The sequence below is a fragment of the Actinomadura sp. WAC 06369 genome, assembly GCF_003947565.1.
Lineage (GTDB): Bacteria > Actinomycetota > Actinomycetes > Streptosporangiales > Streptosporangiaceae > Spirillospora > Spirillospora rifamycini.
Genome location: NZ_QHJN01000134.1, coordinates 1 through 22,649 on the forward strand (window position 1 = coordinate 1; position 22,649 = coordinate 22,649).

26 protein-coding genes and 1 tRNA gene are annotated in these 22,649 nt (G+C 73.8%); 13 read left to right on the forward strand and 14 right to left on the reverse strand.

Features of this window, described 5'->3' with window-relative positions:
• Positions 1-214: 214 nt before the first annotated feature.
• The 4 genes from DMH08_RS29070 to DMH08_RS29085 form a co-directional block, all read right to left on the reverse strand.
• Entirely contained in the window at positions 215-562 is a 348-nt protein-coding gene (locus tag DMH08_RS29070) for an FmdB family zinc ribbon protein (RefSeq protein WP_034517704.1), read from the reverse strand.
• Between the two features lie 138 nt (positions 563-700).
• Positions 701-2,185 (reverse strand): potassium/proton antiporter, encoded by a 1,485-nt coding sequence (locus DMH08_RS29075; RefSeq protein ID WP_125619050.1) that lies wholly within the window; start codon positions 2,183-2,185, stop codon positions 701-703.
• 106 nt (positions 2,186-2,291) lie between these two features.
• The gene (locus DMH08_RS29080) at positions 2,292-3,281 is read right to left on the reverse strand and encodes an NAD(P)-dependent oxidoreductase (protein ID WP_125619052.1); all 990 of its coding nucleotides are present in this window, start codon (positions 3,279-3,281) and stop codon (positions 2,292-2,294) included.
• Positions 3,282-3,421: 140 nt separating this feature from the next.
• Complete coding sequence (locus DMH08_RS29085) at positions 3,422-4,003, reverse strand: 5-formyltetrahydrofolate cyclo-ligase (protein WP_125619054.1); 582 nt, start codon at positions 4,001-4,003, stop codon at positions 3,422-3,424.
• Between the two features lie 33 nt (positions 4,004-4,036).
• Between DMH08_RS29085 and galU the strand changes: the two genes are divergently transcribed.
• From galU to DMH08_RS29125, 8 genes are all read left to right on the forward strand, one after another.
• Positions 4,037-4,963, forward strand: a complete 927-nt coding sequence (gene galU / locus DMH08_RS29090) for a UTP--glucose-1-phosphate uridylyltransferase GalU (RefSeq protein ID WP_026402297.1) — start codon at positions 4,037-4,039, stop codon at positions 4,961-4,963.
• 21 nt (positions 4,964-4,984) lie between these two features.
• Positions 4,985-6,184, forward strand: coding sequence for a molybdotransferase-like divisome protein Glp (glp, locus tag DMH08_RS29095; RefSeq protein ID WP_125619056.1), 1,200 nt, complete (start codon positions 4,985-4,987; stop codon positions 6,182-6,184).
• The gene (moaC, locus tag DMH08_RS29100; protein ID WP_125619058.1) at positions 6,181-6,648 is read left to right on the forward strand and encodes a cyclic pyranopterin monophosphate synthase MoaC; all 468 of its coding nucleotides are present in this window, start codon (positions 6,181-6,183) and stop codon (positions 6,646-6,648) included. The genes glp and moaC overlap by 4 nt, the downstream gene beginning before the upstream one ends.
• Positions 6,645-7,118 carry a MogA/MoaB family molybdenum cofactor biosynthesis protein gene (locus DMH08_RS29105; RefSeq protein WP_125619077.1) on the forward strand — a complete coding sequence of 158 codons (474 nt, stop codon included), beginning with the start codon at positions 6,645-6,647 and terminating at the stop codon, positions 7,116-7,118. The genes moaC and DMH08_RS29105 overlap by 4 nt, the downstream gene beginning before the upstream one ends.
• Positions 7,119-7,160: 42 nt before the next feature.
• Positions 7,161-7,778, forward strand: coding sequence for a GNAT family N-acetyltransferase (locus DMH08_RS29110; protein ID WP_026402294.1), 618 nt, complete (start codon positions 7,161-7,163; stop codon positions 7,776-7,778).
• A gap of 201 nt (positions 7,779-7,979) precedes the next feature.
• The gene (sepX, locus tag DMH08_RS29115; protein ID WP_125619060.1) at positions 7,980-8,462 is read left to right on the forward strand and encodes a divisome protein SepX/GlpR; all 483 of its coding nucleotides are present in this window, start codon (positions 7,980-7,982) and stop codon (positions 8,460-8,462) included.
• 50 nt (positions 8,463-8,512) lie between these two features.
• Positions 8,513-8,589: transfer RNA gene (locus DMH08_RS29120), tRNA-Ala, on the forward strand.
• A gap of 353 nt (positions 8,590-8,942) precedes the next feature.
• Positions 8,943-9,458, forward strand: coding sequence for an SRPBCC domain-containing protein (locus tag DMH08_RS29125; RefSeq protein WP_233617874.1), 516 nt, complete (start codon positions 8,943-8,945; stop codon positions 9,456-9,458).
• A gap of 46 nt (positions 9,459-9,504) precedes the next feature.
• Here DMH08_RS29125 and DMH08_RS29130 read toward each other — a convergent pair whose 3' ends face one another.
• Both DMH08_RS29130 and DMH08_RS29135 read right to left on the reverse strand, forming a co-directional pair.
• A complete protein-coding gene (locus tag DMH08_RS29130; protein WP_233617875.1) occupies positions 9,505-11,025 on the reverse strand; it encodes an MDR family MFS transporter in 1,521 nt (506 codons plus the stop codon).
• Positions 11,026-11,123: 98 nt separating this feature from the next.
• Positions 11,124-11,768, reverse strand: coding sequence for a TetR/AcrR family transcriptional regulator (locus DMH08_RS29135; protein ID WP_034517697.1), 645 nt, complete (start codon positions 11,766-11,768; stop codon positions 11,124-11,126).
• Positions 11,769-11,926: 158 nt separating this feature from the next.
• Here DMH08_RS29135 and DMH08_RS29140 point away from each other — a divergent pair, with 158 nt between their 5' ends.
• The 3 genes from DMH08_RS29140 (at position 11,927) to DMH08_RS29150 (ending at position 15,253) form a co-directional block, all read left to right on the forward strand.
• Positions 11,927-14,074: an acyl-CoA dehydrogenase gene (locus DMH08_RS29140; protein ID WP_125619064.1), complete on the forward strand. Its 2,148-nt coding sequence runs from the start codon at positions 11,927-11,929 to the stop codon at positions 14,072-14,074.
• A gap of 111 nt (positions 14,075-14,185) precedes the next feature.
• Complete coding sequence (locus tag DMH08_RS29145; protein WP_125619065.1) at positions 14,186-14,677, forward strand: DUF892 family protein; 492 nt, start codon at positions 14,186-14,188, stop codon at positions 14,675-14,677.
• A 42-nt stretch (positions 14,678-14,719) separates the two neighbouring features.
• Positions 14,720-15,253 (forward strand): hypothetical protein, encoded by a 534-nt coding sequence (locus DMH08_RS29150; RefSeq protein WP_026402287.1) that lies wholly within the window; start codon positions 14,720-14,722, stop codon positions 15,251-15,253.
• A 14-nt stretch (positions 15,254-15,267) separates the two neighbouring features.
• On the opposite strand, the gene DMH08_RS29155 is transcribed toward DMH08_RS29150, so the two are convergent.
• Entirely contained in the window at positions 15,268-15,735 is a 468-nt protein-coding gene (locus DMH08_RS29155) for an SgcJ/EcaC family oxidoreductase (RefSeq protein WP_125619067.1), read from the reverse strand.
• 91 nt (positions 15,736-15,826) lie between these two features.
• On the opposite strand from DMH08_RS29155, the gene DMH08_RS29160 reads away from it, so the two are divergent.
• Positions 15,827-16,267, forward strand: a complete 441-nt coding sequence (locus tag DMH08_RS29160; protein ID WP_026402285.1) for a MarR family winged helix-turn-helix transcriptional regulator — start codon at positions 15,827-15,829, stop codon at positions 16,265-16,267.
• Between the two features lie 46 nt (positions 16,268-16,313).
• Here the strand turns inward: DMH08_RS29160 and DMH08_RS29165 are convergent, their stop codons facing one another.
• Positions 16,314-17,528, reverse strand: a complete 1,215-nt coding sequence (locus tag DMH08_RS29165) for a serpin family protein (protein WP_125619069.1) — start codon at positions 17,526-17,528, stop codon at positions 16,314-16,316.
• Between the two features lie 67 nt (positions 17,529-17,595).
• Positions 17,596-17,952 (reverse strand): DoxX family protein, encoded by a 357-nt coding sequence (locus tag DMH08_RS29170; protein WP_051300595.1) that lies wholly within the window; start codon positions 17,950-17,952, stop codon positions 17,596-17,598.
• A 61-nt stretch (positions 17,953-18,013) separates the two neighbouring features.
• On the opposite strand from DMH08_RS29170, the gene DMH08_RS29175 reads away from it, so the two are divergent.
• The gene (locus tag DMH08_RS29175; RefSeq protein ID WP_125619071.1) at positions 18,014-18,913 is read left to right on the forward strand and encodes a LysR family transcriptional regulator; all 900 of its coding nucleotides are present in this window, start codon (positions 18,014-18,016) and stop codon (positions 18,911-18,913) included.
• On the opposite strand, the gene DMH08_RS29180 is transcribed toward DMH08_RS29175, so the two are convergent.
• The 5 genes from DMH08_RS29180 to DMH08_RS29200 form a co-directional block, all read right to left on the reverse strand.
• Entirely contained in the window at positions 18,914-20,140 is a 1,227-nt protein-coding gene (locus tag DMH08_RS29180; RefSeq protein WP_125619073.1) for a styrene monooxygenase/indole monooxygenase family protein, read from the reverse strand. It lies immediately after the preceding gene.
• A 49-nt stretch (positions 20,141-20,189) separates the two neighbouring features.
• Positions 20,190-20,807: a GTP-binding protein gene (locus DMH08_RS29185; RefSeq protein WP_125619075.1), complete on the reverse strand. Its 618-nt coding sequence runs from the start codon at positions 20,805-20,807 to the stop codon at positions 20,190-20,192.
• Positions 20,785-21,126, reverse strand: a complete 342-nt coding sequence (locus tag DMH08_RS29190; RefSeq protein ID WP_026402279.1) for a DUF742 domain-containing protein — start codon at positions 21,124-21,126, stop codon at positions 20,785-20,787. The genes DMH08_RS29185 and DMH08_RS29190 overlap by 23 nt, the downstream gene beginning before the upstream one ends.
• 43 nt (positions 21,127-21,169) lie before the next feature.
• Positions 21,170-21,610, reverse strand: a complete 441-nt coding sequence (locus DMH08_RS29195) for a roadblock/LC7 domain-containing protein (RefSeq protein ID WP_026402278.1) — start codon at positions 21,608-21,610, stop codon at positions 21,170-21,172.
• Positions 21,607-22,649, reverse strand: a 1,043-nt coding sequence (locus tag DMH08_RS29200) for a sensor histidine kinase (protein ID WP_148108609.1), incomplete at its 5' end; no start/stop codon positions are given. The genes DMH08_RS29195 and DMH08_RS29200, both read right to left, overlap by 4 nt.

Consider the following 22,649-nt stretch of genomic DNA (forward strand, 5'->3'; position numbering starts at 1 on the left):
GGCCCGGCCCGGTCCTCTCGGATGACGTCCGACGGGAGCGGGGGGCGGAGGGCGCGGCGGGAGCGACGGCTCGACCGCCGGGCGGGACGCCGCGGACGGGACGGGGCGAGCCCGGCGTCACGCGGGACGCGCGCGGCGTCCGTCCGGGCTCAGAAAGCGCGAGAAGGGCGGGGACGGCGGCCGTGCGGCCGGCGCCCCCGCCCGCTCGGCGAAGTCAGGCGACCTTTTCTTTCGACGACGAGGACGACCCGGAGTCGCCGCTCGACGAGGACGAGGACGACGAGGACGACGACGAAGCCGACGAGTCGGACTTCGCGGAGTCGCCCGACGAGGTCGACGAGCCGTTCGACGAGCCGGACGAGGAGCCCACGGTCGACTTCCCGGAGCCGCGGCTGTCGGTGCGGTAGAAGCCCGACCCCTTGAAGATGATCCCCGCCGCGGAGAAGACCTTGCGCAGCTTGCCCTCGCACGCCGGGCATTCGGTCAGCGCGTCGTCGCTGAACTTCTGCACGACCTCCAGAGGCTCGCCGCACTCGGTGCAAACGTACTGATACGTCGGCACGGTTCCTCCTAGCTGACTCAGCCCGGCGGGTGGCCCCGGACTGGCACTCACTCTGAACGACTGCTAATGGTACCCGTGAGTTGAACAGGAATCGTCCCCGGTCTGTTCCCCGGTCCGCCCGCCGCGGCCAAGCGCCGGTCAAGCGCCGGTCTCGCCGAACCAGCCGGCGAGCTTCCCGCGGCGGCTGACGGCGCGCAGGCGGCGCTCGGCGACCTCCCGCACCTCCTCGGTCGTCACGACCAGCAGGGTGTCGCCCGAGTGCAGCGGCGTGGTGGGCTCCGGCACGAAACTTGACCCGTCCCGCACCACCAGCGTGACGGACGCGCCCGCGGGGAGCCGGAGCTCGAAGATCTCCACGCCGTTCAGCAGGGAGTCGTCCGGGATCCGGACCTCCAGCAGGTCGGCGTGCAGTTCCTCGAGGGGCGCGGCCTCCACGTCCAGCTCGCGGGTCGCGTCGTCGCGCTCCAGCCGGCACAGCCGCGCGGCCAGCGGCAGCGTGGGCGCCTGCAGCAGGGTGAACACGACGACGATGTTGAAGATGATCGCGAAGCTGCGGTCGGAGTCGGGGATCTCCTCGACCATCGGGATGGTGGCGAGGACGATCGGGACGGCGCCGCGCAGCCCGGCCCACGACATGAAGATTCGCTCGCCCAGCGGGATCCGGAAGCCGACCGTGGAGATCAGCAGCGACAGCGGGCGGGCGACGAACAGCAGGAGCGACCCGATGACGAGCGCCGGGATGATCTGGCCGGGGAGGTCGCCGGGCGAGGCGAGCAGGCCGAGCATGACGAACAGCCCGATCTGCGCCAGCCAGCCGACGCCCTCGGCGAAGCCGCGGGTGGCGGGGCGGTGCGGGAGGCGGGCGTTGCCGAGGACGAGCGCGCTGACGTACACGGCCGCGAACCCGCTGGCGTGCATGAGCGACGTCGCGCCGTACGCGCCGATCGACATCGACAGGACGGCGATCGGGTAGAGGCCGGACGCGGGGAGGGCCACGCGGCGCAGCGCCTGGGCGCCGAGCCATCCGATCGCGATGCCCATGAGGGTGCCGACGACCAGCTCGTAGACGAGCATCGCCGACAGTTCGAGCAGGTTCGGGACGCCCTCGGCGGTGGCGAGCGCGATCACGACGATCACGACGGGCGCGTCGTTGAAGCCGGACTCGGCCTCCAGCAGGCCCGTCACGCGGGAGGGCAGGGGGAGCCTGCGCAGGACGGAGAAGACGGCGGCGGCGTCGGTCGGCGCGAGGGCGGCCGCGAGCAGGAACGCCACGCGCCAGTCGAGGCCGATCAGCCAGATCGCGGGGAGGGCGACGATGACGATGCTGAGCAGCGTCCCGATCGTCGCGACGCTGATCGCGGCCGGGACGGACGAGCGGACGTGCCGCCAGTTCGTCGTGAGACCGCCCTCGGCGAGGATGAGGACGAGCGCCGCGAGCCCCAGCGTCTCGGCGAGGGCGACGTTGTCGAAGTCGATGTGGAGGGGGCCGGACTCGCCGATGAAGAGGCCGAGACCCATGTACGCGAGCAGCGTCGGGAGCCCGGCCCGGTGCGACAGCCGGACGGCGACGATGGCGCTGAGTACGAGCGTGGCCCCGAGGAGTAGCCAGATGTCGAGCTGCACATCCCACCCTTCGCGGGGTCGTCAAAGTTGATCGTTTAGGGATCCTACAGATTGGCCGCCCATTTGCGCATTTCGGGTTGAGTGTCGGAATCCCCGTGACCCGGCCTTAACGCCGCCTGACCTGCGGATCTACCCCGTTGACGACGTTCTGCACGTCCTCGCCGCGGACCGCGGCGACGACGTTGTCGCGCACCATCGTCACGAGGTTCAGCTGCGACAGGTCGGAGGCGCCCGCCGCGTGCGGCGACAGCAGCACCCGGTCGTGCGAGCGCAGCGGATGGCCGTCCGGGAGCGGCTCGGCGTCGAACACGTCGAGGGCCGCACCGGCCAGCCGTCCCGACTCGAGGGCGGCCAGGACGGCGTCGTCGGGCGCGATGCCGCCGCGCGCCACGTTCACCAGCAGGGCGCCGTCCGGCAGGAGGGCGAGGCGCTCCGGGCCGAGCAGCCCGCGCGTCCCGTCCACCAGCGGGACGGCGAGCACGAGGATGTCGGACGACGCCACGAGGTCGTCCAGGTCGCGGTAGGTCGCGGACGCCTCGGGGCGCGGGCGCCGCGTCCAGTACGAGACGTCGCAGCTCAGCGCCTGGAACAGGCGGGCGATCTCGGAGCCGATCGCCCCGAAGCCGACGACCCCGACGCGCTGCGCGTGCAGCTCCCGGGGCCGCCGCGCCGCGATCTCCATCTGCGGCCAGCCGCCCGCGCGCACCGCCCGGTCGCCCCACGCGAGGTGCCGGCAGAGCGCGAACGCGGCGCCGACCGCCCACTCGGCCACGCCCCGCCGGTTGAACCCGGCGGCGTTCGCGACCGGCACGTCCCGGGAGGTCAGCGCGGGGACGTCCAGGCTGTCGGTGCCCACCGCGGGCATCTGGACGAACGCGAGGTGCGGCGCGGCCGCGACCGCCTCGGCGTCGAGCGCGAGCCGTCCGGTGAAGTCGGCGACGACGATCTCGGCGTCGGCCAGGCCGGCGAGGAGGCCCGAGCGGTCGGCGGCGGCCGGGAACCGGACCTCGGCCGCGTCGCCGAGCGGCGCGAGCAGGCCCCGCACGACCGCCTCGTCGATCGGGGGCAGGGACAGGATCCGCCACGGCGCCGTCATCTCGAACCTCCAGGTGAAGCCGACCATCGATCGCGTTCCGGGATGTCGCGAACGTCCCGCTCGGTCACCTTATTGGGGCGTCCGCTTCCGGCCATCGAGGGCGGTTCGGAAGGTGCCGGATCCGACGGGCCGGCGCCCGCTCACCCGAACCGGACGAGCCCCCGGGACGGCGTGGCGGCGGCCCGGACGCGCCGGTCGTGCGGCTCCGCGGGCAGCTCCGGGACCAGCTCGCCGTCGTACACGAGCCCGACCGTCAGGATCGCGGGCCCGACCCGGGCCAGCGCGCGGTCGTAGGACCCGCCGCCGCGGCCGAGCCGCATGCCCGACTCGTCCACCGCGACCGCCGGGGCCAGGACGACGTCCGCGCTGGACACGGCGCCGGGGCCGCGCGGCGGCTCGGTCGGCTCCAGGCAGCCGCGGGGGCCGGGGGCGAGCGAGTCGGGGCCCTCGTAGGACGCCCAGTCGAGATCGCCGTCCGGCAGCAGCCGGGGGAGGAGCACGTACGCGCCGCGCTTCCACAGGGCGAAGAGAAGGCCGCGGGTCTCCGGTTCCGGTCCGACCGAAACGTACGCCGCGATCGTCCCGGCCATCTCCACCTCGGGCACGGACAGGAGCGCGTCGCGCAGCGCCCGGCCCGCCTCCGCGCGCTTCGCGGGCGCCATTGTGGCACGGTTACCCAGCAGTTTCGTGCGGAGTCCGGTCTTCGTTCCGATGTCGTGCACGCTGTCGTCCTTGCGGCTTACTAAGGTCTCTACATGACTGATATCGCACCCGTGACCAAGGCGGTCGTTCCTGCGGCCGGGCTCGGTACCCGATTCTTGCCCGCCACGAAGGCGACGCCCAAGGAAATGCTTCCCATCGTCGACAAACCGGCGATCCAGTACGTCGTCGAAGAGGCGGTGGACGCCGGCCTCAGCGACGTCCTCATGATCACCGGACGCAGCAAGCGGTCCATCGAGGACCACTTCGACCGAGCCTACGAGCTCGAGGAGGCCCTGCGCGCCAAGGGCGACGACGGGCGGCTCGCCGCCATCCGCGAGTCCAGCGAGCTCGCGATCATGCACTACGTGCGGCAGGGCGAGCCGCGCGGCCTCGGGCACGCGGTGCACTGCGCCCGGCAGCACGTCGGGCACGAGCCGTTCGCCGTCCTGCTCGGCGACGACATGATCGACGGCCGGGACAAGCTGCTGCGGCGCATGATCGAGGTCCGCGGCGAGTACGGCGGCAGCGTCGTCGCCCTCATGGAGGTGCCCGCCGACCAGGTCTCCGCCTACGGCTGCGCCGCCATCGAGGCCACCGGCGAGGACGACGTCGTCCGGATCAGCGACCTGGTCGAGAAGCCGTCCGCCGAGGAGGCGCCCAGCAACTGGATCATCATCGGCCGCTACGTCTGCGACCCGGCCGTCTTCGACGTCCTCGAGAAGACCCCGCCCGGCCGCGGCGGCGAGATCCAGCTCACCGACGCGCTGCGGACGCTCGCCGACATGCCCGCCGAGGAAGGCGGCGGCGTGTACGGGGTCAAGTTCCGCGGGCGCCGCTACGACACCGGCAACAAGCTCGAATACCTGCGCACCGTCGTCCAGTTCGCGGCGGAACGCCCCGACCTGTCGCCGGAGTTCCTGCCGTGGCTCCGCGAGTTCGTCCAGGCGCAGGACGGCGTGGGCGGCGACGGGAACGCGTGACGCCCCGTCACACTTGAGTGCATGAGAACGGTCGACGAGCATCTGAACGACATCCTCGGCAGCCTCACGGTGCTGCCGCCGCTCGACCTGGCGCTGCTGGAGGCGCGGGGAACGGTCCTCGCCGAGCCCGTCTCCGCGCCCGTCCCGCTGCCGCCGTTCGACAACTCCGCGATGGACGGCTACGCCGTCGTCGCGTCCGACGTCGCGGGGGCCACCGAGGCCGACCCGGTGGCGCTGCCGGTGGTCGGCGACGTCGTCGCGGGGGACCCGGCGGTGTCGGCGCTGCGCCCCGGGCTGACCGCCCGGATCATGACGGGCGCGCCGATGCCCGCCGGGGCCGACGCGGTGATCCCGGTCGAGTGGACCGACGGCGGGACGGCGCACGTCCGGATCGTCCGGTCCGCGCCGCCCGGGCACTACATCCGGCGCGCGGGCGAGGACGTCCGCGAAGGCCAGGTCGTCGTGCCCGCGGGCACCCGGCTCCGCGCGCCGCAGCTCGGCATGATCGCGGCGGTCGGCCGGGCCCGCGTGACCGTGCGGCCGAAGCCGCGCGTCGTCGTCGTCTCCACCGGGGACGAGCTACGCGAACCGGGCACGACCCTGGGGCACGGGCACATCTGGGAGTCGAACAGCTTCATGCTGACCGCCGCCGTCGCCGAAGCGGGCGGCGTCGGCTACCGGCACTCCACCGTCGACGACGAACCCGGCTCGGTCAGGGACATGCTGCAAGACCAGCTCGTCCGCGCCGACGCCGTCATCACGTCCGGCGGGGTCTCCATGGGGTCCCGGGACGTGGTCAAGGAGGCGCTCACCGGAACCGTGAAGTTCCACAAGGTCGGCATGCGTCCGGGCAAACCGCAGGGATTCGGCCTCATGGAAGGCACGCCCGTCTTCACCCTGCCCGGGAACCCGGTCAGCGCCTACGTGTCGTTCCAAGTGTTCGTCCGTCCCGCCCTACGCGCCATGCAGGGGCTTCCGCCGGAGCCCTTGCCCACGGTGAAGGCCGTCCTGTCCGGCGACATCAAGTCCCCTGCGGGCCTGCGGCACTTCCTGCGCGCGCGCCTCACCTACGACGGCGGCTACACGGTCGACCCCGCCGACGTGCAGGGCTCCCACCAGCTCGCGTCCCTCGCGTCCGCCGACGCGCTGATCACCGTCCCCGAGGACGTCGAGACCCTCCCCGCGGGTAGCACGGTCGACGTGATGAGATTGCCCGCATGACCGGGTTCTCCCACCTCGACGACGAGGGCGCCGCCCGCATGGTCGACGTCTCCGCCAAGGACGTCTCGGCCCGCACCGCGACCGCCACCGGGTTCGTCCGCCTCTCGCCCGCGTGCGTCGCGGCCCTCCGCGCCGGGGACGTCCCCAAGGGCGACGCCCTCTCCGTGGCCCGCATCGCCGGGATCATGGGCGCCAAGCGCGTCCCCGACCTCGTCCCCCTCTGCCACCCGATCGCCCTGCACGGCGTCACCGTCGACCTGGCGGTCGAGGACGCCGGCGTGGCGATCACCGCCGTCACCCGCACCGCCGACCGCACCGGCGTCGAGATGGAGGCGCTCACCGCCGTGAGCACCGCCGCCCTCGGCCTCGTCGACATGGTCAAGGCGATCGACCCCGCCGCCGTGATCACCGACGTCCGCGTCGAGGAGAAGACCGGCGGCAAGCACGGGACGTGGCGCCGATGAGGGCGATGGCCGTCACCGTCTCCAACCGCGCGTCCGCCGGCGTGTACCCCGACCGGTCGGGGCCCGTCCTCGTCGAGATGCTCGCCGGCCTCGGCTGCCGCGTCGACGGGCCCGTCGTCGTCCCCGACGGCGAACCGGTCGAGCAGGTGCTCCGCGACGCCGTCGCCGACGGCTACGACGTCGTCGTCACCACCGGCGGCACGGGCCTCACCCCCACCGACCTGACCCCCGAGATGACCCGCCGCGTCCTCGACCGCGAGATCCCCGGGATCGCCGAGGCCGTCCGGGCGGAGAACCGCGACGCCGTCCCGACCGCGATCCTCTCCCGCGGCCTCGCGGGCGTCGCGGGCCGCACCCTCATCGTCAACCTGCCGGGTTCGACCGGCGGCGTGCGCGACGGCATGGCCGTCCTCGGGCGCGTCCTCGCCCACGCCGTCGACCAGATCCATGGCGGCGACCACAAAAAATAGCGTTCATACGCCGCACCAGGGAATCATGGAACCGTGGAACGAATGCGGGGATGGCCGGTCACCCTGACCGAAGGTCCCGTCGGACTGCGCCCGCTGCGGCACCGCGACGCGTCCGTCTGGCGCGAGCTGCGGGTCCGCAACGCCGACTGGCTGCGCCCCTGGGAACCCACCAACCCCGAGACGCCGCTGTTCCGCAGCGGCCTCGGCCCCTACGTCAGCATGGTCCACACGATGCGCCGCGAGGCCCGCCAGGGCCTCGCGCTGCCGTGGGTCGTCACCCACGAGGACGACTTCGTCGGCCAGGTCACGATCGGCGCGATCGTCTGGGGCTCGGCCCGCTCCGCCCAGATCGGCTACTGGGTCGACCGCCAGGTCGCCGGCCGCGGCGTCATCCCCACCGCCGTCGCCCTCGCGGTGGACCACTGTTTCTTCACCGTCGGCCTCCACCGCCTCGAGGCCAATATCCGCCCGGAGAACGCCGCGAGCCGCCGCGTCGTCGAAAAACTGGGATTCCGCGAAGAAGGAATTCGGCGCCGGCACCTGCACATCGACGGCGCCTGGCGCGACCACATCTGCTACGCCCTCACCGTCGAGGACGTGCCCGGTGGCCTGCGCTCCCGCTGGCTCGCCGACCGCCGCCGAGCATTTCCCCGGCAGTGACTTTCGACTCGTAAATATCCTGCGCGATCGAAGAGTCGGCAAACGGAGAGTAACGGCGCGATCGATCTCGCGACACACCGCCCCTTATGCTCGTCAACCTCTGACACCGGCTCGTACCGTGCGGGGCGTGACCCTGCTCCCAATGCACGTGCGCGGGCCGATAGTCGGCCCGCGCCGCAGGCGTGCCCTGGGGGTGGTCCGATGAGCAGTGCCGTCCTCTACCTCGCCATCGTCGCCGTCTGGGCGATCGTCCTCGTCCCCATGTGGCTCCGCCGCGACACCGAGAAGCAGGACGAGTTCGAGGAGGAGCACACCGAACCGGAGCCGCGCCGCACCCGCGCGCCGTCCCGCGCCCGGGTCATCGCCCGGCGCCGCCGCCGCACCGCGGGCCTCACCGCCCTGCTCGCCACCGCCGCCACCGTCGCCGCCTTCGGCGTCGCCCCCTGGTGGGTCGCCGCGCCCCCGGCCGTCCTCCTGGTCGGCCACCTCGCGCTCCTCCGCGTCGCCGTCGGCATGGACGCCGCCCGCCGCGAGTCCGCCGCGCGCGCCCGCGCCGCCGCCGCCCGCCGCGCCGCCCAGACCGTCCCCGAGCCGGCCGCCGAACCCGCCGAGATCATCGAGCTCCCGACGCCCGAAGAGGTCTTCGACCAGTACGCCGACGACCGACGCGCCGTCGGCGAGTGACCGGGATGGCGCGAACACCCTCCAGAGTTTGCTAATCTAAACACGTCCTTGGGGCTGTGGCGCAGTCCGGTAGCGCACCTCGTTCGCATCGAGGGGGCCAGGGGTTCAAATCCCCTCAGCTCCACCAAGGAACACCAGGTCAGAGGCCCGGTCGGAGAATGCTCCGGCCGGGCCTCCGGTCTTTTCATCGGTTCATGCGGCTTCTGAGCGGGCTCATCGCCGCCCGATGTCCTCGCCGAAACTCTCCGTGCGGTGTGTTCGAGTGCGCCCGTTCGACTTCCTCGGCCCGGCGGGGACGGTGGTTCGGCGCCGACCGCCGCCTACCTGTGCCGGATGGTCCGGGCGGCACGCGGCCGACCGGGGGTGTCCGAGCGCTCCGAGATCAGAGCGCCCGTGACACCTTTGACAGGCAAGTTGCTGCTTGCCTATTGTCTCTTTCAGCAGGGTGTTTCTACTACATGGAGGCGAAGGGGGAGGCCGATGGCGGACGACATCGCCTACGGGACTCTGGAGACGGTCGACGGGCGTCCGGTGCTGCGGTTCGAGCGGTGGCTCGCGTACCCCGTCGAGCGGGTGTGGCGGGCGGTCAGCGTGCCGGCGGAGCTCGGACGGTTCTTTCCCGGCGCCGTGGACTGGACGCCGGAGGCGGGAGAGGTCATCGACCTCGGCGGGGCGACCCTCGACGTGACCGAGGTCGATGCGCCGCACCGGCTGGCATGGACGTTCGCGGGGCAGCCGCAGAGCTTCGGGCTGACCGCGGAGGAAGGCGGCTGCCGGCTGGTGTTCACGCACGTCATCGACGGCCTGCCGGCCGCGCAGACCGCGGCCGGATGGGAGACCTACCTCGCGCGGCTGGAGCCGCATCTGGCCGGCGGACACCTCTCCGAGGAGGAGGCGCACGAGCCGTGGAGGGAGATCCACGAGCGGTACGCCCGGCGCTTCGGCGTCGACCCGGAGCCGGGGCGGCGCTGGGCGGCGGCGAACCTGCCCGCCTGACGGGGGAACGCGTGCGCCCCGGCCGTTGGGCCGGGGCGCTCCGGGGTCAGTCGGTTCGGGCGGCGGTGGCGGCGGGGGCGGCCTCGTCGGCGAGGCGCTCCATGCCGCTCGTGGTCTTCAGCGGCTTCTCCTTGATGAACGGGACGATCAGCAGGACGAGCAGGGCGAACGGGGTCGCGAAGAGGAAGAGGTCGGCGGTCGCGACGCCGTAGGCGTCCTCGACGATGGCGCGCATGGGGGCGGGCAGCGTCGTCATGTCGGGGACGCCGTGGCCGGCGGCCTGGCCGCCGGCGGGGGCGCCCGACGCCTCGAGGCTCTTCGTGATCTCTGCGGTGACGCGGTTGGCGAGGATCGCGCCGAGCACGCTGGTGCCGATGGTGCCGCCCATGCTGCGGAAGAAGGACAGGACGGACGTGGCGGCGCCGAGTTCGGCGGCCGGGACGTCGTTCTGCGCGGCCAGCACGAGGTTCTGCATCAGCATGCCGACGCCGATGCCGAGGAGCGCCATGTAGACGCTGAGGACGGCGAAGTGGGTGTCGGAGCCGATGGTGGACAGCAGGCCGAGGCCCGCGGTCATGAAGGCGGCGCCCGCGATGAGGTAGACCTTCCACTTGCCGGTGGCGCTGATGAGCTGCCCGGCGACGGTGGAGGAGACCAGCAGGCCGAAGATCATCGGCAGGCTCATCAGGCCGGCGACCGTCGCGGACTTGCCCAGGGAGACCTGGAAGTACTGCGAGAGGAAGACGGTGCCGCCGAACATGGCGACGCCGACCAGGAGGCTGGCGACGGTCGTCAGGGTGACGGTGCGGTTGCGGAAGATGTCGAGGGGGATGACCGGCTCGGCCACCCGGGACTCGACGAGGACGGCGGCGGCCAGGAGCACGACGCCGCCGGCGGTGAGGACGGCGGTCTGCCAGGAGGCCCAGTCGAACTCGATGCCGGCCAGCGAGACCCAGATCAGCAGCGTGCAGACGCCCGCGACGATGAGGAACGCGCCGAGGAAGTCGATCTTCACGTCGCGGCGGACGGTCGGCAGCTTCAGCGTGCGCTGCAGGAGCAGGATCGCGAGGAGGGCGAACGGCACGCCGATGAAGAAGCACCAGCGCCAGCCGAGCCAGGAGGTGTCCACGAGGACGCCGCCGATGAGCGGCCCGGCGACGGTGCCGACGGCGAAGACGGCGCCGAAGATGCCGGCGTACTTGCCGAGCCGGCGGGGCGGGATGATCGCGGCCATCACGACCTGGGCGAGGGCGGTGAGGCCGCCCGCGCCGATGCCCTGCGCCACCCGGCTGAAGATCAGCAGCCCGACGTCGTGGGAGAAGCCCGCGAGCAGGGAGCCGACGACGAACATGCCCAGGGAGAGCTGGAGCAGGAGCTTCTGGTTGTAGAGGTCCGCGAGCTTGCCCCACAGCGGCACGGTGGCGGTCATGGCCAGCAGTTCGGCGGTGACGACCCAGGTGTAGGACGACTGGCCGGCGCCCAGGTCGGCGATGATCCGGGGCAGCGCGTTGGCGACCACGGTGCCGGCGAGGATGGCGACGAACATGCCCGCCATCAGCCCGGACATGGCCTGGAGTATCTGCCGCCGGGTCATGGAGGTGGGCGCCGCTGCGGGCGCCGCTGATGCTTTCACGACATCTCTTTCGGGAGGGTTCCGGATGTGCGTCAGGCGGGGTCGCGGGGCCCGGGCAGCCCGGCGGCGAGGTGGTCGAACACCTCGTGGAAGACGTCCATGAAGGGGCGCTCGTCCTGCCGGACGCACCAGTGCTCGACGGCGACCCGGACGGCCGTGGCGCCGACGGCGGCCAGCAGCCGCGCGTAGAGGTCCGGGCACGCGGGCCCGCCGCCGGTGGACGAGCGCGCGGCGAGGACGTCGGCGAGGCCGACCTCGTCGGCCATGAGGACGCCGATGCTGCGGACGAGGAGGTGCGGCGAGTTGCGCAGCACCTCGGCGTGGAGGGCCCACAGTTCGTGCTGCTGCTCGGCCTCGGCGAGCTCCGCCGCCAAGGCCGTGCGCAGCGCCTCCAGCGGCGGGAGGGCGGACGGCGCGTCGAGCACCGCGCCCCGGATGCGGGCGCTCGACTCCGCGCCGAGCATGACGTAGACGTCGTCCCGGGAGGCGAAGTAGTTGAAGAACGTGCGCGGGGACACGCCCGCCGCCTCGCTGATCGCCTCGACGGTGACGTTCTCCACGCCGTGCTCCGCCGCGAGCCGCACCGCGGCCTCGACGAGCGCCGCGTGCGTGGCCCGCTTCTTGCGTTCCCGCAAGCCGCCCTCGACGGCGGTCTTCTCCCCCTGCACGTCCTGCATGCTATGCAAACTTGCACGGGCTGCAAAATTGCACGGCGTGCGTGAATCCGTGCGCCCCTCGCGGGCCCACAAATAACCGAATCTGATTCGGGAAAGGTCTTCACTCTCCGGGACGGCGGCGCGATCATGGGGTGACCGTCGAGCGTTGGGAGGGGCCCATGGCGATCGCCATCGGCGAGGAGCACCGCGAACTGGCCGGGACGACCAGGACGTTCCTGAACGACCAGGGCGCGCGCGCAGCGAACCGCGCGCTGCTGGAAGCGGACGAGGAGACGCTGCCGGCGTTCTGGGACGACTTCGCCCGGCTCGGCCTGCTCGGGGTCCATCTGCCGGAGGAGCACGGCGGCGGCGGGGCGGGGCTCCCGGAGCTGGTCGTGGTCGTCGAGGAGCTCGGCCGGGCCCTGGCGCCGGGGCCGATGGTGCCGACGATGGCGGCGGCCGCGGTGATCGCCGCGCGCGGCACCGACGAGCAGCGCGCCCGGCTGCTCCCCGACCTGGCGTCCGGCCGGACGGTCGCGGCGCTCGGCATCGGCGGCGCGGTCGCGGTGGACGGCGGGACGGCGACCGGCGACGCCGGGGTCGTCCTCGGCGGCGGCCTCGCCGCGCTGCTGGTGCTCCCCGCGGGCGACGACATGATCGTCGTCCGGGCGGACGCGCCGGGCGTGGAGGTCGAGGTGCCGCCGAACCTCGACCCGTCCCGCCGTTCGGCCCGCGTCAGGCTCGACGGCGCGGAGGTCGCGGACGTCCTGCCGTCGGCGCGCGCGCACGCCGTGGCCATCGCGCGGACGGTCGCGGGCGCGGAGGCCGTCGGCGGGGCGCTGGAGTGCGTCGAGCGGTCGGTCGAGTACGCGAAGGTCCGGGAGCAGTTCGGGCGGACGATCGGGACGTTCCAGGCGGTCAAGCACCACTGCGCGGACATGCTCGTCGCGGCGGAGCTCGGCACGGCGGCGGTGTGGGACGCGGCGCGCGCGGCGTCCGCGCCCGCGGCGGAGTTCGAGTACGCGGCGGCCGTCGCCGGGACGCTCGCCCCGCCCGCGTTCACCGGGAACGCCGGGCTGAACACGCAGGTGCACGGCGGGATCGGGTTCACCTGGGAGCACGACGCGCACCTGCTGCTGCGGCGCGCGGCGACGATCGAGGCGGTCGTCGACCCGCGGGACGCGGCGCGGGACGTCACCCGGCTGAGCGTCGCGGGCGTCGTGCGGGCGACGGAGCTCGACCTGCCGCCGGAGGCGGAGGCCAAGCGGCCCGAGGTGCGGGCGCTGGCGCGGGAGATCGCGGCGCTGCCGGAGGACGAGCAGCGCGTGCGGCTGATCGACACCGGGTACGTGCAGCCGCACTGGCCGCGCCCGTGGGGGCTGGAGGCGTCCGCCGGGCTGCAGCTCGTGATCGACGAGGAGTTCCGCGCGGCGAAGGTGAAGCGGCCCTCGTACGGGATCACGAGCTGGAACATCCTCACGCTCGTCCAGCACGGCACGCAGGACCAGATCGACCGGTGGGTGCGCGCCGCGCTGCTCGGCGACGAGGTGTGGTGCCAGCTGTTCAGCGAGCCGGAGGCCGGATCGGACGCGGCGGCCGTGAAGACGCGGGCGGTGAAGGTCGAGGGCGGCTGGAAGGTCAACGGGCAGAAGGTGTGGACGAGCGGCGCGCACTACAGCCGCCGCGGCCTCGCGACCGTCCGGACCGACCCGGACGCGGCCAAGCACGCGGGCGTCACGATGATGGTGATCGACATGAAGGCGCCCGGCGTGGAGGTGCGGCCGCTGCGGCAGGCGACGGGCGGCTCGGAGTTCAACGAGGTGTTCTTCTCCGACGTGTTCGTCCCGGACGAGGACGTGATCGGCGCGCCGAACGAGGGCTGGAAGGTCGCGCGGGCGACGCTGGGCAACGAGCGGGTCAGCATCGGCGGCGGCGTCGGCGCGCCGCTCGGCTCGGACGTCGTCGGGCTGTACGCCGAGGACCCGGACGCCGTCCCGGCGGACCGGGTCGGCGCGCACGCGGCGGAGGAGCGGGCGCTGAAGCTGCTGAACCTGCGCAGCGCCGAGCGGGCCGTCGCGGGCGGCGAGCCCGGGCCGGAGGGCAACATCACGAAGCTGGTGCTGGCCGAGCACGGGCACGCCACGGCCGCGCTGCTGGGCGAGTTCGCCGGGCCGCAGACGGCGTTCGGCGACGGCGCCGGGGCGATGGCGGGGCTGATGCGGCTGGGGTCGCGGGCGATGTCGATCGCCGGCGGCACCTCGGAGATCACCCGCAACCAGATCGCCGAGCGCATCCTCGGGCTGCCCCGCGACCCGCTGATCAAGTAGCCGGCGGCCGGCCCGCCGCCCACCGGCGGCGGGCCGCGGCGCCGCGTCCGGTTTCGGGCGGTTTCCGCAGGGCAAGGGGCCTGTGAGAGCCGAACGAGTGGACGGCGCCCCATGACGACGATCGAGAAGAAACTGGTCGACTACCTCAAGGACGCGCACGCGCTCCAGCAGCACGTGCAGGGCGTCCTGAGCGAGCTGCTCACCACGGCGGCCGACGAACCGGACCTCTGCCGCCGCCTGGGGGAGTACGCGCGCCGCAACCGCGTGCACACCCGCGCGATCGAGGACCGGCTCCGCGCGCACCGCGCCTCGCCGTCGATCGTCCGGGACGCCGAGATGCTGTGGGGCTCGATCGCCGACGTGCTGAGGTACCGCAACCACGTCGGACGGCACGTCCGGGACGGCTACGTGTCGGCCCACCTGCAGATCGCCGAGGCCGAGATGCTCCGCCGCATCGCCGCCCGCGCCGGGGACGGCGAGACGGCGGAGGTCGCGGCGGCGGTGTGCGACGACGCCCACGCGGTCGCCGCCGCGATCTCCGACAACTGGGACGCCGCCGTCGAGCTGTCGCTCCGCCGCCACGGCGTGCGCGCGCACCGCTGACGCGGTGTGAGCCCGCGCGCGTCCTGTGGGAGGATCCGCGGGATGAGCGACCGAGCGGACGAACCAGACGAACCGGCCCCCGCGCCGTCCGAACCGGTCCACGCCGACCTGGTTCTCGTTCCCGAACCCGACCCGGTGCCCGGGGCGGACGCGCCGTCTCCCGCGCCGAGGGGCGGGGCGACGGCGGGCACGCGCGTCCTCGGCTTCGGGCTGTTCGCGGGCGCGGTCGCCGCGGTCGTCCGGGTGGCGGCCGACGGCGCGGGCGGCGACTGGCGCTCGGGCGTGTTCGTCTCCGGCCTGGCCGCGTCGCTGGTGCTCGGCGGCCTCGCGATGAACGGGTGGCTCACCCGGCTCGTGAACCGGCTGCTGTGGATCTTCCCCGCGACGCTGCTGTTCATGGGGGTCGTCCTCGTCCTCGACCCCGGCTACGGGGCCTTCCTCAACGGGGACGCGGAGCGCGGCCGGGTCGAGTCCGACGGCCAGGCGACCGGGTTCGCCGTCCTCCTGCTCGTGGTGGGCGTCGCCGGGCTCGCCGGGTACGGCTACGCCGCCCGGCACCGCGTCTTCCGCCGGTAGCCGTGCCGCCCGGGTCAGGCGGGCCTGGTGGCGGGCTGGAACCGGAACGACACCGATTCCATCAGCGGCCGGCGCTTCGTCTTCTGCACGGCGGCGATGCGCCAGCCGTCCCCGTCCCCGTCCCCGCCGTCCCTGACCAGCGTGTAGGTCGCGACCTTGCCGAGCCGCTTGGGGGCGCGCTTGGCGACCTCGCCGCGGGTCACGACGACGGCGGAGTCCCCGTGGACGCGGACGTCCACGATCTCCAGGGCCATCCGGGTCCCTTTGAGGAACCCGTCGAACAGGGCCTGGTGGGCGCGGCCGATCTCGGGGCCGCCCCGGTAGACGGTGCCGACGAAGGTCACGTCGACGGCGTCCGCGGTGAAGCAGGCCCCGTAGGCGGCGCCGTCGCCGCGGTTCCAGGCGTCCCGCGCCCGCTCCAGCAGCGCGCGTATCGCGGTGTCGTCGGCGCCGGTGGCCGCGCCGGTCGTGTCGGTCGTCATGACGGGACGCCTCCATGGTAGCTTCTCGGAAGAAGTTTCTTCGGAGAGGATTTCTCTTCGTTAAGGAAGAGATTAGGGAGGGGCGGGCCCGATGTCAACGGCGGATCCGAGTCGCGTCTACCGCACGTACCTGAGCGCGGTGCTCCTGCACACCCACGCGGGCGCGCGCGCCTGCGGGCTCGGGGCCAGCGACCTGTACGCGCTGAACATCCTCGACCTGGAGGGCGCGATGACGCCGGGCGAGCTGGGCGCGCGCACCGGACTGACCACCGGTCCGACGACCCGGCTGATCGACCGCCTCGAAGAAGCCGGGTACGTCCGGCGCGTCCCCGCGCCCGGGGACCGGCGCAAGGTCATCGTCGAGCCGGTGGGGGAGCCCGCCGAGCTGGACGAGGTCCTCGCCCCGGCCCGGCGCGGCATCGGCGAGATCATCGCCGGATACCCGCCCGAGCAGCGGGCCGTCCTGTTCGACTACTTCGCCCGCGCGGCCGACGCCTACCGCCGGGCGACCGACGACCTCCGGACGGACTGACCCCCGGCCGCCGGCCGCCCCGGCCCCCGGCCGCGGCGGCCTCCGGTCACCAGAGTCCGGACGAGGCGTCGTCGGGCCACTCCTCCGGTTCGGCGACCCAGCCCGCGACGAGGACGAGGCCGGTGGGGCGGTGCCGCGCGAGGAAGCCGAACGGGCGGTCGAAACCGGCGGACAGCACCGGGGCCTCGCTCTGCGGCGGCGCGGCCCCGGCCACGGCCGCGAAGGCGGTGACGGCCGCGGCCGTGAACCCCTCCGCGGTGAAGGTCGCGTGGACGTCCTGCGCGCCCTGCCCGACCTTGAGCGGCGCCCGGCTGATCCCGGGGAGGTGGCCGCGCGGATCGTCGCCGGAGACCGTCGCCAGCCCGAACAGGCCGGGGCTGTCCAGCAGGTCGTGCCGGGCGCCGACATCGAACCGGACGGTCGTCGTGTGCAGGGTCGGCGTGGGGTCGTGGGACGGGACGCTCACCAGTTCCACGCCCGGTGCCGTGCGGGCGACGGGTTCGGCGAGCAGCTCGGCGCCGCGCCGCAGCGGGTGCCGGCCGTCGAGGGCGGCCGCCCCGGCCGCGACCACCTCGCCCGCCGGGCGGTCGGGCGCGCCGAGGAGCAGGTGGACGTCGACGTCGTCGACGCCCGCCACGGTGAGGACGGTGAGCGGCCCGCCGGGCGTCTCGGCGAGGGCGAGCGGGTCGAGGTCGGGGCCGCCGCGGTACAGGCCCGCGAGCCCGTTCGGCCGCCCGGCCCAGGGGCCGCCCCGCGGCCGGAGCGGGACGTCCCGGAAGGGGGCGCGCCAGCGGGTGTCGACGCTCAGCGCGGTCGCCAGCACCAGGAGGGTGTCGGGGTCGAGCGCCACGGGCATCCGCCGCAGCCGCCCGCGCGTGTGCCGCTCGACCCAGGCGTCCAGCCGGGGGCGGTCGGCGTCGGGGTCGCCGCTGAGCTCGCCGCGCGCCCCGCCGGGCGCGGCGTCGAGCCACCAGGGGTTCAGCGGCAGCCCCGCCCGGTGCCAGACGCCGAACGCGCCGTCGACGGCGGTGCCGCGCGCGAGGATCTCCAGCAGGTCGCGCGCGTCGCGGTCGGCGCCGGCGGCGTCGCGGCCGACGGCGTCCTGCAGTTCGGCGCGCGCCGGCCCGTCGGCGGCGGCGGCCAGCAGCGCGAGCAGCGGCCAGAGCCCCGCCCCCGACAGCGCGGTCGTCCCCCCGGTGCAGGCGTGCCGCGCCCATCTCGCCGTCAGGTCGTTGGAGGCTCGTACGGCTCCGTCGGTCACGCGCTCGTCTCCCGTCCGCGGCGAAAAGGCCGATGCTAGTGCGCCGCCCGCCGCGTCCTCGACGCGTTCACGCCTGCGCGACGGCCAGCGCCAGCGACCCGACGGCGAGCGCCAGGTACCCGCCGGGGAACGCGAAGTTGTAGAAGACCCGGGCGCGGACGTGCGCGACGATGGCGCCCACGAAGAACAGGACGAGGCCCGTCGCGGCGGCGATCCCGATGTACGGGACGCCCAGGAGGCCGAGCAGCAGTCCGGCGGCCCCGGCCGCCTTGAGCGCTCCCAGCCAGGGCACCCACGACGCGGGGAGGCCCACCTCGGCCGAGTTCCCCATCACGAAACGGGCCTTGGCGAAGTCCGCGGCGGCCATTCCGGCATTGGCCGCGATCGTGGCGACGGTGACGGCGACATAGGAGATGAACAGCATGGTTCCAGGCTGGTGGGGGGCCGTCAGGGGCGTCCAATACACCTGTCCATAACCTGGCGGCATGGACGTCGACACCCGGCTGCTGCGCTACTTCGTCACCGTGGCCGAGGAGGGCAACCTGACCCGCGCGGCGGAACGGCTGTACGTCTCCCAGCCCGCGCTGACCAAGCAGATCAGGCAGCTGGAGGCCCGGCTCGGCGTCCGGCTGTTCACCCGGTCCCGGGCGGGCATGGCGCTCACCGATCCCGGCCGGGCCCTCGCCGACCGCGCACCGGCCCTGCTGGACGGCTGGGACGACGCCTGGCGCGCGACGAAGGCCGCGTCCCGCCGCGCCGCCCGCGTCCTGTACGTCGGGTACCTGGCGAGCGCCGCCAACGAGGCGACCCCGCGCATCATCGCCGAGTTCGTCCGGCGCCGCCCCGGCTGGCGGGTCGAGATGCGGCAGTCGCCCTGGTCGGCGCCCGCCGCAGGCCTCGACGAGGGGACCGTGGACGTCGCCCTCGTGCGGCTCCCGTTCCCCGGGCAGGACGGCTTCCACGTGCGGGTCCTGATCACCGAGCCGCGCCATGTCGTGCTGCCCGCCGCGCACCCGCTCGCCGCCCGCGAGATCGTCGCGTTCCGGGAGGTGCGGGACGAGCCGTTCGTCGCGCCCGCGCCGGAGACCGGCGCCTGGCGGGACCACTGGACGGGCGCGGACGAGCGCGACGGCCGCCCGCCGCGCATCGGCACCGTCGTCGAGCAGCCGGACGACTGGCTGAGCGCCATCGCGAACGGCCTCGGCATCGGCCTCGCGCCCGCGTCCGCCACCCGCTTCTACGCGCGTCCGGGCATCGTCTACCGCCCCGTCGCGGACATCGCCCCCAGCCGCGTCGCCGTCGCGTGGCCCCCGGCCGCCGACGGGAACCCCGTGGTGCGGGACTTCGTGGAGTCCTGCCTGGCGGAACTGCCAGACGGGGACTGATCAGGTCACCGACGCGAGGAACTCCTCGGTCTTGACCGGGTCCAGCAGCCAGTTCGAGAAGTCCGCCGGGTTCGCGTAGCCGTGCGCGAACCGGTACGCGACCCGCTCGTTCCGCGACGCCGTCGCGAGGACCTTCTGGACGTGCTCGGGGAGCGGCCCGAGCATCATGTTCGTGTAGGCCGTCGGGTGCCTCGCGTACTCCCAGTAGGCGTCGAACGTCCGCTGCATCCACGCGGGGTCGAACGGGCGGTCGCCCCGCTCCAGGATCGACCGGAGGTAGATTTCGGCGCACCGCACCGCGTTGTTCGAGCCCTGCCCGGTCACCGGGTCGTTCGCGACGACGACGTCCGCCATGCCGAGGACGTGCGCGGTCGGCGACAGCGTCCCGACCGGGTGCCGGACGACCGGCGCGTACCCCCCGTAGAGGGTGCAGCGGGCGTCGGTGGGCTGCGCGTCGACCGTCCGCTCGTACTCCCACGGCACGAACCGCCGCATCATGTCGAGCGTCCGGGCGAGGTGCCCCGCCGGGCCGGGGCGGTCGTCCCACACGTCGAACGGGCCGCCGGGGACCGCCTCCCACAGCAGGATGTCGCAGGCGCCGGTGTGGGTGTAGCCGGGCATGAAGAACAGCTCCCCGACGCCCGGTGTGGCGGTGATCCGGACGTGCGGCTCGGGATGGCCGGGCCACGGGGTCATGCCGTGCAGGTAGATGCACGACAGCTTCCGCTGCGGACGGTCGTAGGGCGAGCGGCTCGCGTCCCGGTCGAACAGCTCCACCAGCTCGCCCTTGCCCGCCGCGACGACCGTCAGGTCGTAGAGGGCGGAGAGCCCCTCCAGGTCGGAGGTCATCACGCTGTGGTAGACGGCGTTCCCGCCGCGCTGCTCGAACAGCTCCAGCCAGCCCGCCATCTTGACCCGCTGGTCGACCGACTGGGCGAAGTCGTCCCAGCGGCCCAGCGTCTGGAGCGCCCGCTCGCCGGGCGGGCCGGCGACGGTGACGCGCTGCGCGACGATCCGCGGCGTCCGGTCCTCCCACAGGTTCAGCCCGTGGTCCCGCTCGATCTGGAGCTGCGGCCAGAAGACGCACTGCGTCGACATGATGCGGCCGGCGCGGATCTCCTCCGGCGTCCGCGCCGACATGACCGTGACCTCGTACCCTTCCGCTTGCAGGCACAGGGCGAGCTGCAGACCGGCCTGTCCCGCGCCGACGATCAGGATCCTTCGCATTGCTTCCTCCCTTTGCCGGGGGCCGGTCTTCAGTTGTGGACGTGCGGGTTCACTTGGCGGCGTGCCCCGCGGTGGCCTGGAGGGTGTGGCCCAGCGCCTCGGTGAGGACCCGGACGACCGAGCCGCGGTCGCGCGCGTCGAACGCCACGAGCGGCACGCCGTCGTCGAGCCGCAGCGCCGCCCGGATCTGCGGGATCCGGTGCGTCTGCACGCCGTCGAACAGGTTCACGGCGACGATGAACGGGACGTCCGAGTCGTTCTCGAAGTAGTTGACGGCGGGGAACGACACGTCCAGCCGCCGGGTGTCGACGAGGACGACCGCCGCGCTCGCCCCGCGGCACAGGTCGTCCCACATGGACCAGAAACGCGGTTGCCCGGGCGTCCCGAACAGGTACAGCAGCAGGTCGGACGCCAGCGTGACGCGGCCGAAGTCCATCGCGACGGTGGTGGTGGTCTTGCCGTCGCCCGCGCGGACCGGGTCGATGTTCGCCGCCGCCTGCGTCATCCACGCCTCGGTGTTCACCGGCGGGATCTCCGAGATGGCCTCCACCAACGTCGTCTTGCCGACGCCGAACCCGCCCGCCACGACGATCTTGACGGACGTGCGCGCGATGGTCCGTCCGGGCGGCCGCCGGGACGCCGCGTCAGGCGAGCTCGCGTAGACCATCGATCACTCTCTCCAGGACGTGCGGGTCGTACGGGGAGGTGTCTGCGTCGGCGATCGCGACCCGGTCGCCCGCCGCGAGGTCGGCGAGCAGGACGCGGGTCACCCCGAGCGACACCCCGCAGTGGGCGGACAGTTCGGCGACCGACTCGGTCGCGGCGTGCGCCCGCTGGTACAGGGCCCGCGCCTCGGGCAGCAGCCGCTCCGCGAACGCCGCGTCGTACCGGGTGCCCGAGATGAGCGTGTGCACCAGCAGATGCCGGCGGCCCCGGGTCCGTCCGCCGGTCAGCACGTACGGCCGGACCCACGGATTGGCCGTCATGTCGTCCCTCCTGCCGGGTCGGTCGCGGCGCTCACGGGCGCGGTCACGGCATCGCCTGCTCCGCCATGCGGCGCAGGTCGTCGCGCATCTGCGGAGTGAGGACGCGCCCGGCGCCGTGCACGAACTTGGTCATCTCGTGGGCGACGGCGCCGAGGTTCGCGCCCTCGCCGACCAGCACGGCCAGCCCCGCGAGCCGCCCGATGCTCATGAACAGCAGGTGGCCGGTGCCGAACTTCAGCATGATCTGGTCGCAGCCGCCCGCGCCGACGTGCCCCGCGATGTTGTTGCCGAGGCTGATCATCCCGCTGGTCAGCGCGGCCATCGGGTCGACGAACTCCGACGGGTGCGAGCCCGACTCGACGAGCGCGAGGCCGTCCGACGACACGATCAGCGCGAACGTCACGCCCGGTGTCGCGGACGCGAACTGCCTGAGCAGCCACCCGAAGTCCTGCGGGCCGGTCGGGCCGGTGGAGGCGATGCTCATTGCCGTCCTTCCTGCTGCTCGTCGGCGGGGCGGCGCGCGCCCGCGGTGAAGGCGTCCAGGTCCGCGGCGAACGACCCGGAGCCGGTGTCGGCGGGTTCCGCGGGCTCGGCGGGGGCGGCGGGCTCGGCGACGGGGCGCAGGCTGGTGCGCTGCCGGCGCGGCAGCCCGCCGAGGTCGGCGTCGCTCGCGATGTTCAGCGCGGGCGCGGGCGCGGGCCGCGCCGGGCGCTCGGCGCGGCGCGCCATGGTCAGGGTCCCGGCCGCCGGGGGCGCGTCGCCCGCGCGGGGCTCGGCCGCGGGGATCTCGCAGAGCAGCTGCGGCGGGACCGTCACCATGGCGATCGTCCCGCCGGCGCGGGCCGCGAACCGGACGGTGACGCCGTGCCTGCGGGCCAGCCGGTGCACCACCGGGAACCCGGTCTGCCGCGCCGTCTCCCGCGTCATCGGCGGCACCGGACCCGCCAGCGCGGCGTTCAGCCCGTCGAGCTGCTCCGCCGGCATGCCGATGCCCGAGTCCTCGATGCGGAGCATCACGCCGCCGTCGTCCAGCAGGTGCGCGCTCACGGTCACCTGCGCGGGGGAGAACCGCGTCGCGTTGTCCAGGAGCGCCGCGACGAGGGACGCCGCGTCATCGACGGCGTGCGCGGGCACCGCGAGGTCCACCACGCGCCGGACCGACACCTGCCGGTACCCCTCGATGGACGACGCGGCCATGCGCACGACGTCCAGCAGGGACGTGTCGGCGCCGGAGACGTCCGCGTCGCCGCGGTCCGCGAGCACCCGCAGGTCGCGGGCGACCCGCCGCATCCGGGTGACGCCGTGGTCGATCTCGTACAGGGCCTCCAGCCGGTCGGGGTCCTCCTCCCGGCTTTCGAGCATGTCCATCGCGGGACGCATCTTCTCCGCGAGCACGAGGAACTGCATGCAGAAGCGCTCGCACAGCTCGGCCCACACGTCCGCGTCGCCGCGGCGGACCTCCGGCGCGGCGCCCTCGGCGGGGACGGGCGCCGCGGGCGGTGCCGCGGGTCGCGGTGCGGGCG